11 protein-coding genes are annotated in these 12,278 nt (G+C 57.5%); 3 read left to right on the top strand and 8 right to left on the bottom strand.

What is annotated here, in order from left to right; translation table 11 throughout:
- Positions 1-185: 185 nt before the first annotated feature.
- The 7 genes from eutM to N1030_RS17745 form a co-directional block, all read right to left on the bottom strand.
- The gene (gene eutM, locus N1030_RS14335) at positions 186-467 is read right to left on the bottom strand and encodes an ethanolamine utilization microcompartment protein EutM (protein ID WP_265826173.1); all 282 of its coding nucleotides are present in this window, start codon (positions 465-467) and stop codon (positions 186-188) included.
- 59 nt (positions 468-526) lie between these two features.
- Positions 527-1,969 carry an acetaldehyde dehydrogenase (acetylating) gene (locus N1030_RS14330; protein ID WP_265826172.1) on the bottom strand — a complete coding sequence of 481 codons (1,443 nt, stop codon included), beginning with the start codon at positions 1,967-1,969 and terminating at the stop codon, positions 527-529.
- 4 nt (positions 1,970-1,973) lie between these two features.
- Positions 1,974-2,744 carry a BMC domain-containing protein gene (locus tag N1030_RS14325; RefSeq protein WP_265826171.1) on the bottom strand — a complete coding sequence of 257 codons (771 nt, stop codon included), beginning with the start codon at positions 2,742-2,744 and terminating at the stop codon, positions 1,974-1,976.
- Between the two features lie 35 nt (positions 2,745-2,779).
- The gene (gene cutD, locus N1030_RS14320; protein ID WP_265826170.1) at positions 2,780-3,709 is read right to left on the bottom strand and encodes a choline TMA-lyase-activating enzyme; all 930 of its coding nucleotides are present in this window, start codon (positions 3,707-3,709) and stop codon (positions 2,780-2,782) included.
- 77 nt (positions 3,710-3,786) lie between these two features.
- On the bottom strand, positions 3,787-6,327 hold the full coding sequence (gene cutC, locus N1030_RS14315) for a choline trimethylamine-lyase (RefSeq protein ID WP_265826169.1): 2,541 nt from the start codon (positions 6,325-6,327) through the stop codon (positions 3,787-3,789).
- A 14-nt stretch (positions 6,328-6,341) separates the two neighbouring features.
- Positions 6,342-7,844, bottom strand: a complete 1,503-nt coding sequence (locus tag N1030_RS14310) for an aldehyde dehydrogenase family protein (RefSeq protein WP_265826168.1) — start codon at positions 7,842-7,844, stop codon at positions 6,342-6,344.
- Between the two features lie 104 nt (positions 7,845-7,948).
- Positions 7,949-8,575, bottom strand: coding sequence for a BMC domain-containing protein (locus tag N1030_RS17745; protein ID WP_338033310.1), 627 nt, complete (start codon positions 8,573-8,575; stop codon positions 7,949-7,951).
- Positions 8,576-9,159: 584 nt separating this feature from the next.
- Between N1030_RS17745 and N1030_RS14295 the strand changes: the two genes are divergently transcribed.
- From N1030_RS14295 to N1030_RS14285, 3 genes are all read left to right on the top strand, one after another.
- Complete coding sequence (locus N1030_RS14295) at positions 9,160-10,233, top strand: DMT family transporter (protein WP_265826167.1); 1,074 nt, start codon at positions 9,160-9,162, stop codon at positions 10,231-10,233.
- An 8-nt stretch (positions 10,234-10,241) separates the two neighbouring features.
- Entirely contained in the window at positions 10,242-10,508 is a 267-nt protein-coding gene (locus tag N1030_RS14290; RefSeq protein WP_265826166.1) for a hypothetical protein, read from the top strand.
- A 271-nt stretch (positions 10,509-10,779) separates the two neighbouring features.
- A complete protein-coding gene (locus N1030_RS14285; RefSeq protein WP_265826164.1) occupies positions 10,780-11,631 on the top strand; it encodes a choline utilization transcriptional activator in 852 nt (283 codons plus the stop codon).
- An 87-nt stretch (positions 11,632-11,718) separates the two neighbouring features.
- Here the strand turns inward: N1030_RS14285 and N1030_RS14280 are convergent, their stop codons facing one another.
- Positions 11,719-12,267, bottom strand: coding sequence for an LOG family protein (locus N1030_RS14280; RefSeq protein WP_265826163.1), 549 nt, complete (start codon positions 12,265-12,267; stop codon positions 11,719-11,721).
- Between the last annotated feature and the right edge of the window lie 11 nt (positions 12,268-12,278).

The raw sequence follows: 12,278 nt of genomic DNA, 5'->3' as shown, positions 1-12,278 counted from the left end.
TCGGGAGCGGGCAGCGGAGGGGGACGGGAGTCCCCCTCCTCGTGCTGCGAAAACGCCGTTTTCGTTGCTCCTGCCTCCTGCGGGTGCCGCCTCAGCAGAGCCGCGAGGGGTCAGGAAAGGTCGCCTGACCGGTTCCCGTTCCGCCGGAATCCGGATTCCGTCGGAACCGGACCATACCGGCAGGGTTAGCCGATCTTGGGCAGGATGATTTCCACTTCGCCGTGGGGGCGGGGGATAACGTGAACGCTAACCAGTTCACCCACGTGCTTGGCAGCAGCTGCGCCAGCGTCGGTAGCAGCCTTAACTGCGCCCACGTCGCCGCGAACCATAACGGTCACGAGACCGCCGCCAACCTGAGTGCGGCCGATGAGGGTTACGTTTGCAGCCTTGACCATTGCGTCTGCTGCTTCGATGGCGCCTACGAGACCCTTGGTCTCAATCATACCGAGTGCGTTGGAAGATGACATGTCTATCTCCTTATACAGTTTGTTTTTCTTCTATATGAGAAACCGAATCCACTGAGGGATTAGGCCATTTGCTTGAGCTGCTCGATGATCATCGCGGTGATGGCGTTGATGTCGAGATTCTGAGCGTCAGTCTTTGCCGGAGCCTGCGGAGCGCAGCAGGGAGCGCCCAGATCGTACGCAACACGGCGAACGTTCATCAGGTTCAGGGGGGTTACGTTGTCGGAAGTGGAGCTGCCGCCGACAGCGCCGCAACCGAGGGTGAACGAGGGGAACAGACCGGTGGTGATACCCACGGCACCATGGGTGGAGGGGGTGTTCACCAGCAGGCGGGATACGGGCTTCTTCAGACCGAACTCGCGGATTACTTCCTCATTCATGGAATGGATGGACAGGGAGTGGCCGATGCCGCCGTTCTTCAGCAGCGCGTGGCACATCTCGCAGGCTTCCTTCCAGTCTTCCACCACGTAGAAGCCCAGCAGAGCGGTGAGCTTTTCCTTGGAGAAGGGATACTTGGGACCTACGCCCTTTTCGTCGGAAACCAGCAGACGGGTTCCGGCGGGCACTTCGATGCCAGCCAGCTTGGCGATGTAGCTGGCGTCGCGGCCAACGATGTCGGGGTTCATGGAACCGTTGCCGCGTTCCATAACGCGCTTCACCTTCTCCAGCTTGTCACCTTCGAGGAAGTACGCGCCCTGTGCGATCAGGGTTGCCTTCACCTTGTCGGCGATGACGGCGTCGGTCACGATGGCCTGCTCGGAGGCGCACACGGTACCGTTGTCGAAGGTCTTGCTGGCGAAGATCTTGGTGACGGCGTCTTCGATGTTCGCGGAACGCTCGATGTAGGCGGGTACGTTACCGGCCCCAACGCCGAGGGCGGGGGTACCGGAGCTGTATGCAGCCTTGACCATGCCGGGGCCACCGGTGGCCAGAATCAGGTCAACAACCTTCATCAGCTCGCCGCTGCCTTCGATGGTGGGCACGCTCATGCAGCTGACGAGATCTTCGCACACGCCGCAGTCATGCAGCACGCCGCGGATCATTTCCACGGTCTTGGCGATGCACTTCTTGGCGCTGGGGTGCGGGGTGAAGACGATGGCGTTACCGGACTTCAGAGCGATGATGGACTTGTAGATGGTCGTGGACGTGGGGTTGGTGGAGGGAATGATACCCGCGATAACACCCATGGGCACGGCGATTTCCACAATCTTGTGGTCCTTGTCATCATTGATGACGCCGATGGTCTTCATGTACTTGATGGCTTCGTACAGCTTTTCGCTGGCCAGCAGGTTCTTGGTCTTCTTGTCCTGAACCTTACCGAAGCCGGTTTCTTCCACAGCCATGGCTGCCAGCGTCTCTGCGTGCGCAGCGGCTGCGTCGGCAATAGCCTTCACAATGGCGTCAACATGCTCCTGATCCATCAGGGCAAATTCTGCCTGTGCCTTACGTGCTGCTCGCACCAGGGCACGGGCTTCCTGAATGGACAATAAATCCTTGTCTACCATGGGACTACTCCTCTATCTGCCTGTATGCATTGATGATTGCTTCGACCAGGTCCTTCTTGACCGCCTTGCGGACCTCTTCCTTACTCAGGGAGATGCCGCTCAGGGATGCGGCGATCTGTCGCAACCTGTTCACGCTCATTTTCTTCAACTGTGAAACTTCGTGTCGTACGGGCTCTGATTTCGAGGGCTTGACCGAAGCTGTTGCCTCGGGCTGCGGGGAAGGATGGGCAGGCATAGAAGCCCCTTCTGCCACGATCTCTTCAGTCAAGCCCCTCGCAGTCGCCGGTGAACCCGCTGCGGGGTCGGGGTTTGCGGTGTTACCGGCATCATCAGAGTAAATTTGTTCATCGGCGCTTTCAGCTACACCGGCTTCTTCCGGCACCGCAGGCACTTCGGGTGCGGCAAGGGCTTCCTGTGCGGCGGGCGCTGCCGGAGCAGCAGGAGCGACAGGCGCGACGGGGGCGACAGGCGCTACCGGAGCCTCGGGCGCAGCAGCCATTTCGGCAAAGGAAAGAATCCGGGTCAGTTCCTCATCGGGACGGGCAATCACATGCTCGGAAACCAGCACAGCGCCGTTGATGCGGCTGATGGCGGACACGGCTGCGTCCACGGAAGCGCGCACGGCGGAAACCTCTCCGGCGATGGTGATGGTGACCAGCCCGCCGCCCGCGAGATTCTTCTCAAGCAGACGCACGTCAGCGGTCTTGAGCATGGCATCCGCGCCTTCAACGGCGGCGAGAAGCCCCTTTGTTTCGATGAGTCCAAGTGCTTTCATGGCGTTTTCTCCTCACTCACAGACGTTGCGTGCGGTTAATGCCGGACCACGGCCACCGGAAAATCGTACTTCCGGATCACTGCCTCGATACGGGCGAGGTCTTCCTCGTTCAGGTCCGGCTTGCCTTCCATGGGGTATTCCCAGCGCAGCTGGTTGTACTTGTTCACGCCCATCTTGTGGTAAGGCAACAGATCTATTCCCTTGAAATTCTTCATATCCTGATACGGCTTCAGGAACTCGATCATCTGAACGATCTCGTGCTCGGCGTCATTCACGCCCCGCATCAGGGGCACTCTGATCTTCACGTTGTTCCTGTTTTCCAGCAGGCACTTGAGGTTGTTGAGAATCCACTCGTTGCGCACGCCGGTAAGCTCGTAATGCTTGTCGGAGTCCATGTGCTTGATGTCGAAGAGGAAGAGGTCGGTGAATTCGGCCACCTTCATGATCACCTCGGGACGCGCATAGCCGCAGGTCTCCATGGCGGTGTTGATGCCGCGCTGCTTGCAGGCCATGAGCAGGCTGGTGGCCGCTTCCGGCTGCATGAGCACTTCGCCGCCGCCAAGGGTAACGCCGCCGCCCGAGACTTCGTAGAAGGGACGGTCTTCCTCGATGATGTCCAGCAGCTCGGAGATGGTCTTGCTCTCACCGGCAATGGCTAGCGCGGTGGCAGGGCATGCCTGCTCGCACTTGCGGCAGCCGATGCATTCGGCGGATTCGACGATCTCGTGCAGATTGTCGGCGGTCATGCGGTGCACGCCTGCGGGGCAGACCTGCACGCACGCGCCGCAGTTGACGCAGCTGTTCTTCTTGAAAAGCACCTGATACTGCCTGAGCTGCCCTTCAGGATTCGAACACCACTTGCAACGCAGGGGGCATCCCTTGAAGAACACCAGTGTGCGCACGCCGGGACCATCATACATGTTGTATTTCTGTATGTTGAAAATGAGAGCTTTTCTTTCGATCACGGTCTTGCCTCTGGTGTTTCCGGTTGCTTGCGGTAGTTCGAATCCCGAAGGGTTTATTCAATCAGTATGTCGATCAGTTAGATCGAGTGCAGCATGGTACGGCTGATGATTTCGTCCTGAACGTCCTTGCAGAGTTCGACGAAGAAGGCGCTGTAGCCAGCCACGCGCACAACGAGGTCACGGTACTTTTCAGGATGCTTCTGGGCATCAAGCAGCGTTTCGTTGTCCAGGTAGTTGAACTGCATTTCGCCGTTGCCGAGCATGCAGGCAGTACGGATCAGGGTGATCAGGCCGTTCTCACCTTCAGGGTTGTCCAGCAGGCCGGACATGAGCTTGAAGTTGTGAACCATGCCGATGTTCATGTTGTCGTTGGCCATCTTGGAAACGGACTTGATGATGGCCGTGGGGCCCTTGTAGTCCGCACCCTGCGTGGGGCTGATGCCGTCGGAAAGCGGCGCCCATGCCTGGCGGCCGTTGGCGGAAGCGCCAAGCAGCTGGCCGAAGGGGGTGTTGTTGGAGATGGACAGCGTACCGTGGCTGAGCACGGAGTACAGGGTCTTGAACTTGCGGTGCTCCACTTCGGTGAAGTGCACGAGATCCGCAGCGATCATGTCGGCGTAGTCGTCGTCGTTGCCGTACTTGGGAGCGGCAAGGCAGTCGGCCTTGATCTGGTCGTAACCCACGAAGTCAGCCTTCAGCGCTTCGTTCAGCTGCTGCAGGGTGTACTTCTTCTCTTCGTAAACCAGCTTCTTGATGGCAGCCATGGAGTCCACGTAGGTGGCCAGACCGCTCCAGACAACGCCGGGGCCGAAGTTGTACATGGCACCGCCGGCAGAAACGTCACGACCGGATTCCATGCAGCCTTCGTACATGAGGGACATGAGCGGCTTGGGAGCCAGTTCACGGTGAACACGCTGGGAGATGACCGTAGCGATGCTGGTCTTCTTGGTGATCCACTTGATCTGTTCCTTAACGGCAGCTTCGAACTTCTCGTAGGTGTCGAAGTAGCTCAGGTCGCCCGCGTCGGGGGTAACCTGCTTGCCGAACCACAGCGGCACGCCGTGGTTGAGTACCAGCTCGATGCAGATGGGCCACTGGGTGTAGCCGGTGGAGGTCCACTGGTACAGACGGCCGGACTTCTGGGGCTCAACGCAGCCCATGAGGCAGTAGTCGCGTGCGTCTTCAATGCTCACGCCCTTGGCAAGCATCATCTTGATGTGGGCATCGTCAAAGTGCACGGCGGGGAAGCCCATGCCGGAACGGATAACGTCCACGATGCGCTTCAGATACTTCTGCGGGGACTTGATGTGCACGCGGGTTGCCAGCGTGGGCTGGTAGATACGCACGTGGCGGACAGCGTCCATGAGCAGGTAGGTCAGGTCGTTAGTTGCGTCGTGGCCCTCACGGGTCACACCGCCCACGCACATGTTCACGAAGGGCTGGTAACCGGCAAAGAACTTGGAAGCGCCTTCGCTGGTGAGCCACATCATTTCGGACATCTTCACGAGCATACAACCGGCGAGGTCGAAGGCTTCGTAGTCGGTCATGCGACCGGAGTCGATGTCGGCGCGGTAGAAGGGATACATGTACTGGTCAACGCGGCCGATGGACATGCCGGTCTGGTTTTCTTCGACCACGAGCAGAGACTCGACGGTCCAGACAGCCTGAATGGCTTCCCAGAAATTGCTGGGGGCATGGGCAGGCACGCGGGCGTTGACTTCGGAGATCTTCAGCAGTTCGGCCTTGCGCTTGGGATCGGTTTCCTTGGCTGCCAGTTCGTAAGCGTACTGGGACAGGCGCTTGGCGTAGATCATCACGCCTTCTGCAGTCTCGATGATGGACTTGTAGAAGTAGATCTTGTCGATGTCGTCGGGGTTGGCGTAGTCCAGATGATCCAGATGTTCCTGGGCTTCGTGCTGGATGTCCAGCATGCCCTTCTTCATCAGGATAACGTCGTAGCCGGGGTTGGAGTCGCCGCCGCCGTTCACAGCATGGTAGGAGCAGTCGGAAACGTAGGACTCTGCGGACATCTGCCACAGGCCTGCTTCGCGGTACTGGCCTTCGCACAGTTCGTCAACGGACTTGGTTTCCCAGAAGGGGAAGATTTCGTCGCGCAGGATCTTCTTGTCTTCCTCGGAAATGTAGAAGGGGTCCTGTGCACGGGTGCCGATGCTGTCCATTTCGTCGCGCAGCCAGCGCCATGCAACGTCGGGAGCGAATGCGCCCGCACGCGGAGCGCCGTTGGGGGAACCGACGATGAGTTCGTGGTCCTGAATCACCAGCGGAGCGGTTTCGCAGCAGTAGCGGAAAGTCTTTGCACGCAGCAGAGCTGCGGGAATACCGGGGTTTTCCTGAGCAATCTTGGTGATTGCACGGGCACGGTGAATGGTAACGCTGGGCACATGCGTCAGGAACTTTTCCTTCAGCTTGAGGTGACGGTCGGTGGGACCGTCCGGAATGCCGCAGCCTTCGTGGCAATCATCGGCCTTGGCGGCAGGAGCCTTACCCATCAGTTCCGCGGAAACGCCTTCGAAAATCTTCTTCAGCGAAGCCCGCTCCTCAGGGGAGAGGTTCTTGGTCGCTTCGGCGAGTTTGGTTGAGAAATCGTGAAGATCCACTATGCTTCCTCCATTTATCTGTCTGCAGAACTGTTCATGGCCTTGATCGCCTCTACCAAGATCTGCTGAACAGTCTGCATCGTGCTTGTAGTGCTGTAGTCATTGGACATGCCGCTTTCCGCGCAGGCTTTCTCCGCAACCGGAGATGCGCCGTGCATGCCGTCCCTGGAACCTTCGCCGTAACCGACCTTGCGCGTGTAGATGAAATTGAGCGGCGACACATTGTCAGAGGTGATGCCGAATCCGGCGGAGCCGCTGCCCAGAATCATTGAAGGGAAGAGATTCGTGGTCGCGCCCATACCGCCGAGGGTGGCGGGGGTGTTGACCAGCATTCTGCCGACGGGCTTCTTCAGCGCGAACTGGCGGATGACCTCTTCGTCGCCCGAATGGATAACAAGGGTGTGGGCGTTACGTTCGTGCAGGAGCAGTTCGATGCACTTTTCACAGGCGTGCATCCAGTCATCCTCCACGTAGAAGGCAAGGACGGGGGAAAGCAGCTCCCTGGAATAGGGGTCTGCGTCGGAAACGTATTTGCGTTCCGCGATCAGAACAGTGACATTCTGCGGAGCGGAAATACCGGCCTTGCGGGCAAGGGTGGCGGCAGAAACACCGACCATGCCCGTTCTGCGGCGTCCGTTCTGACAGAAGAGCAACTCGCCGAGTCTGAGCGATTCTTCTTCCGTCATGAAGTAGGCGCCGCTCTCCTGCAGTACGCTCCGCACTTGCTGTGCGATGCAGGAGTCGACAACAATGGACTGCTCCGCACTGGGGGCTATCCCGTTGTCAAATGTCTTGCTCCGGATGATGTCGCACACGGCCTGACGGATGTCTGCCGTACGCTCGATGAAAGCCGGACCATTGCCCGTGCCGCCAAAGATGACCGGCTTGCCCGCGGCGTGTGCCGCCTTGAGCATGCCCGGTACACCGGAAATCATGATGAGGGAGGTGGCCGCATGGCGCATCAGCTCCTCAGTGCCGCTCTTGGTCACCGTTCCGAGATAGGAAAGACAACCTTCCGGCAATCCGTGCGACTGTGCCGCCTCGATCATGATGTCCAGCACCTTGCCCATGCTCTTCGCAGCCCGCGGATGGGGCGAGAAGATCACGGCGTTGCCGGACTTGATGGCAATGAGCGTTGTATACACGGCAGTGGAGACGGGACTGGTGGAGGGACACAGAGCCACGACCACGCCGACCGGCACACCAATATCCATGATGTGCTTCTCACGGTCTTCGCCGATAACGCCGACACAACGCATACCCCGCAACTGCTCACGAACATGGCGGCAGACAAAGCGGTTCTTGAGCTGCTTGTCCTGCCATCTTCCGTAATCGGTCTCCTCGCGGGACATGACAGCGAGTGCGTCCGCGTGCTGTTCCACGGCGTCCGCCACGCGTTCAACTATCTCATCCAGCTGTTCCTGAGAGAATGTCGCAAGCTTGCGCTGCGCCATGCTGGCGTTTTCAGCCAGAATTCTGGCTTGCTGAATGGAGAGCAGGTCGTTGTCGACTATCATTATCGTGTACCCCTTGGCCTTCGTATTCCTTGTGGCCGGAGCGGAAGCGGCAGTCCGGAGGGACCGACTTCACGTCCGGCAGTCCTCACTGCCTCGGTGTTCCGTTAGGGAAGCAGGTTTTCCAGTCTGTAACGCTTGGTAATGCGGGCTACGTCAGGATGGGGGGTGGGAATGACGAGGGAGCTGTATACGTTGGTGCCCATGGCTTCCACAGCCTTCACACCGGCTTCAACAGCAGCCTTGCATGCTGCAACGTCGCCCTGAACCAGAACGGAGATGTAGCCGGAAGCCACGTTTTCGTAGCCGATCAGTTCCACGTCGGCGGTCTTGAGCATTGCGTCAGCAGCTTCAAGCACGTATACGATGCCGAAGGTTTCGATCAGGCCCATGGCACGGGGGCGTTCGCTGCTGCCTTCCAGTTCTTCGTCTTCAATGCCGTGCACGGAAACGATTTCGCCCACGGGGCGGATGGGACGGGGCATAACATTGTATGCGGTCAGCTTGCCGATTTCGCCGGCGGCAACCTTGCCTGCGTCCACAGCGGCCTGAACGGCAGCCACGTCGCCCTTCACCATAACGGTTACCAGCGTGGAGCCCACGTTTTCGTAAGAAATCAGTTCAACATTGGCGGCCTTGAGCATCTTGTCCGCGCCGTTGATTGCCGGAACCATTCCGAGGGTCTCGATGAGTCCCAGAGCCTCTTCGCCGTAGTACCTCTTAAATTCACCCATTCCGCTACCACCTCAGTGCTTAGCTATTTCATTTATGCCTCGGGATGAGGCGTCTCCTTCGGGCCTACTTTTGCCCAGCGTGCGTAAACCCTAGCCCTTCCCCCAAAGGGGAAAGTCAACACCCTTTCAAAAAAAAACGGGGATAGGGCTTTTACACCCTGTTATCGCAGGAGATTTTATTTGATTTTGCCTTGAGAAAAAAATCGCAGGCATCGGAAATGGGCAGAAAAGGGATGAGATTCGGGCCAAAAAATGCCCCTTGGAGGGAAGAAAGGTGCCCTTAAGGGCCTGATTTTACGAATTGTGCGTACAAACAGCGGCTTTCCTGAAAAAATATTTTCAAGCGGTGAAAAAAAGCACACGCGCCCTCAATAGCGCGACATTGAAGCAAAAAGACTATTTTGCAGGTGCGCCCTTTGATTTTTTAGAGCGCCACTTTTGTGCATTCTTACAATTTGCCATTGACCTTCCCCTTAAGGGGAATGCTATGACAACAATTGGAAAACCCTACGTGCACAAGTGGGCTACATTACACACACAAAATGGTAGAACCCGAAACTACCAATAGGTGCAAGGAGATGAACATGGGGCAAACCTTAGTTTTACCTAACCCGGCAGCCATTGCTGCCAAAACCAGACTGGCGGCTGACTTCAAGCGTAAGGGCATCATCATCGCCCTGCTTTCCGGCCTGCTGTACGGTTTCTATACCGCATTCATGACCCTCGGCATGTCCAAGGGTGTATGGATTGAATGGTACGGCGAAAATTCCGGCCTTTCCGTATTTGCCGTAACCTACCTGCTGAGCGCACTCGGTGCCGCAACCACTGACACCTGCAGCGCCTTCTGGGCCATGGGCATTGCCAAGGCCCGCGGCCGCTTCGGTGACTTTGTACGCTGCATCAAGACCAAGCCCGGTCTGGTCATGGTTGCCGCTGCCATCATCGGCGGCCCCCTCGCCAGCACCGCCTACGTTGTAGGTCTGCAGAAAGCCGGTTCCATCGTTGTTCCGATCAGCGCTCTGTGCCCCGCCATCGGCGCCATTCTCGGCCGTTTCCTCTTCAAGCAGGAACTGACCAGCCGCATGCTGCTCGGTATCGCCATCTGCTTCCTCGCCAGCTTCATGATCGGCAGCACCGGTCTGGGCGACGAAGTGCCGGACGGCCTTGTCATGGGCATGTTCTTCGGCTTCATCGCTGCTCTGTGCTGGGGTATTGAAGGCTGCGTGTGCGGTTACGGCACCTCCATGATCGACCCCGAAATCGGCATCACCATCCGTCAGGTTACTTCCGGTCTTTCCAACCTGATCATTCTGGTGCCCCTCTTCGGCATGATCTCCGAAGTTGACACCGTGGGCATGGTCATGCGTTCCTTCACCGACGGCGAAGCCATGGTATGGTTCGTTCTGGCCGGTCTGAGCGCCTACCTGACCTTCATGTTCTGGTACAAGGGCAACGCCATGTGCGGCGCCGCACTGGGCATGTCCTGCAACGGCACCTTCTCCTTCTGGGGCCCCTTCTGCTGCTGGATCGTTCTCGGTCTCGCATTCGGTATGGACGGCTGGTCCATGCCTCCCGTCGCATGGGCAGCAGCTGTTGTCATGGTTGCCGGTATCTTCATCATCGCCATGAACCCCTTTGATCTGCTCAAGAAGAAGTAGGAGGACACATGCAACCGCTTAACTATGCAATTCTGAAGCATTTCACCAAGGTTGAAGAAGCCTGCGCAGACGACGTGATGGCTGCCCTGAAGGACAGCTACGGTCACTTCCAGGCCTTCAAGAAGCCCGCTGTCATCAACGCACTGATGACCGCCGAAGCCAACGGCCTGCTTGAAGAGGCCCGCTTCGACATGGACCACGCCAACGAACTGCGGGTCTACTACCGGGCACACGACGAAGGTGCCGCCACCATCAACCGCTACATCAAGGATTGATTGTAAGGTTGAATGACTGTATAAGAGGGCTGTCCTGCTGCAGGGGGGCCCTCTTTTTTATTAAATTGGGCATTGCGTGTCAGGGCAAGACGTCCCTTAACAGTGCGGCATCATTATTTCTTGAGGGACGCCAAGGGTTATTGCAGCTGATTTTCGTTCATGACACCGCATCGGACTTTTTTTGCAGCGGCACAAACGTTAGCGGCAAGAATTCCGGCGAGGGAAGCGGGCGGGCGAAATCAGGCGAGCGCAACAAGACGAGGTAGACACCATGAAGAGTAAGATCAAATACTCCATCGGAGATGTGAGTCGAATCTGCAACATATCCAAAAAGGCGTTGCGATATTACGACAACATAGATCTTATCACCTCACAGCGGCAGGACTATAACAACTACCGATACTACACCTACGAATCCCTGCTGGCTGTTCCGGTTATCAAATATTACAAGCAGATGGGCTTCAAGCTCGAAGAGATGCGCGACTTCATCGAAGGGAAGACGACATCCAACGTGTACAAAGCCATCAAAAGTTCCTTCACATCCAAGATCGAAGAACTCGAGAAGCTGCAAGAAGACATTCGCAGGCAGTATGTCTCCGTCAAGGATTGGTACGACCTCATCTCCGAAGCGGAGATGGTGCTCGAGAACGATATCCGCGAAGTTTCCATCAAGTTCGTCGAGTCCAGCGAATACATGTTTCAGGAGCAGGAATTCGACAACGACATCAAGGGGGCCATCATCAATATTGAATGGACCAACTATGTCGAAAGCCAGAACAACGAAATTACCGGCCCCGTCATCCTGAACTTTTCCTCTCTCAAGAGCAGAATGCAGAACAAACCGCAGCATATCCGCATTCTGCAGAAAACGCTGATGCCTGCGCCTGAAACAACCCGCGTCAAGCTGGGAGGATACCTGATGGCATCGTGCTACCACATCGGCACGCACGACACCCTTCACGAGACCTACAGCAAGATATGCCGCTGGGCCAACAAGTTCGGATACGCTCTCGGCGAAGAGACTTACGAGCGCTATGTCACTGACTACTGGACCACGCGCAACGACAGCCAGTTCGTGACGGAAATCCTCATCAAGGCAACCCGTCAGGGCGCAGTGGCCTAACCGCCATTCCATGCATGAAAAGCGGGAGACCGGATCAGATCCGGCCTCCCGCTTCTTGTTTCAGGGCTGCAGACGTGTTGTGCCCTATCAACCGCGCGGCAACCCCAGCAGCCTGTCCAACATCTCTGCGGGAGTCTCGGCAATGAGGATGGACTCTTCGTGCGGCGTCTTCATGAAGCCTTCCTGCGCGGCCTTGCGCATCATGAGCTCCATGGGAGAATAGAATCCGTTCACGTTCAGCAGGGCGCAGGGCTTGGAATGAAGCCCCATCTGCCTGTGCGTGTAGACCTCGAAGAACTCTTCATAGGTTCCTATGCCGCCCGGCAGGGCAATGAACGCTTCGGAAAGATCAAACATGAGCTTCTTGCGTGCGTGCATGGTCGGCATCACATGCAGTTCGCTGAGCCCCCTGTGGAACTCTTCCTTATCCTTGAGGGCCTGCACGGTCACTCCCACGACCCGGCCCCCTGCCTCCAGCGCGCTGTCTGCAAGACGGTTCATGAGTCCCGTGCAGGAACCGCCATACACACAGGTTATGCCACGTGCGGCAAGCTCGCGCCCCATGGCGGACGCCGCATCCATATAAATAGGGTCATTGCCGCAGCTGGCCCCCAGAAAAATGCAAATGGACTGCACTGCTTTTCCTC

It is taken from the genome of Desulfovibrio mangrovi (genome assembly GCF_026230175.1).
Lineage (GTDB): Bacteria > Desulfobacterota > Desulfovibrionia > Desulfovibrionales > Desulfovibrionaceae > Halodesulfovibrio > Halodesulfovibrio mangrovi.
This window is presented reverse-complemented; position numbering and strand designations above follow the sequence as displayed.

Coding starts and splice junctions, on each gene's coding strand:
- N1030_RS14325 (WP_265826171.1), bottom strand. CDS start 2,744: ATGAAAGCACTTGGACTCATCGAAACAAAGGGGCTTCTCGCCGCCGTT.
- N1030_RS14295 (WP_265826167.1), top strand. CDS start 9,160: ATGGGGCAAACCTTAGTTTTACCTAACCCGGCAGCCATTGCTGCCAAA.
- N1030_RS17745 (WP_338033310.1), bottom strand. CDS start 8,575: ATGGGTGAATTTAAGAGGTACTACGGCGAAGAGGCTCTGGGACTCATC.
- N1030_RS14290 (WP_265826166.1), top strand. CDS start 10,242: ATGCAACCGCTTAACTATGCAATTCTGAAGCATTTCACCAAGGTTGAA.
- N1030_RS14310 (WP_265826168.1), bottom strand. CDS start 7,844: ATGATAGTCGACAACGACCTGCTCTCCATTCAGCAAGCCAGAATTCTG.
- N1030_RS14285 (WP_265826164.1), top strand. CDS start 10,780: ATGAAGAGTAAGATCAAATACTCCATCGGAGATGTGAGTCGAATCTGC.
- eutM (WP_265826173.1), bottom strand. CDS start 467: ATGTCATCTTCCAACGCACTCGGTATGATTGAGACCAAGGGTCTCGTA.
- N1030_RS14330 (WP_265826172.1), bottom strand. CDS start 1,969: ATGGTAGACAAGGATTTATTGTCCATTCAGGAAGCCCGTGCCCTGGTG.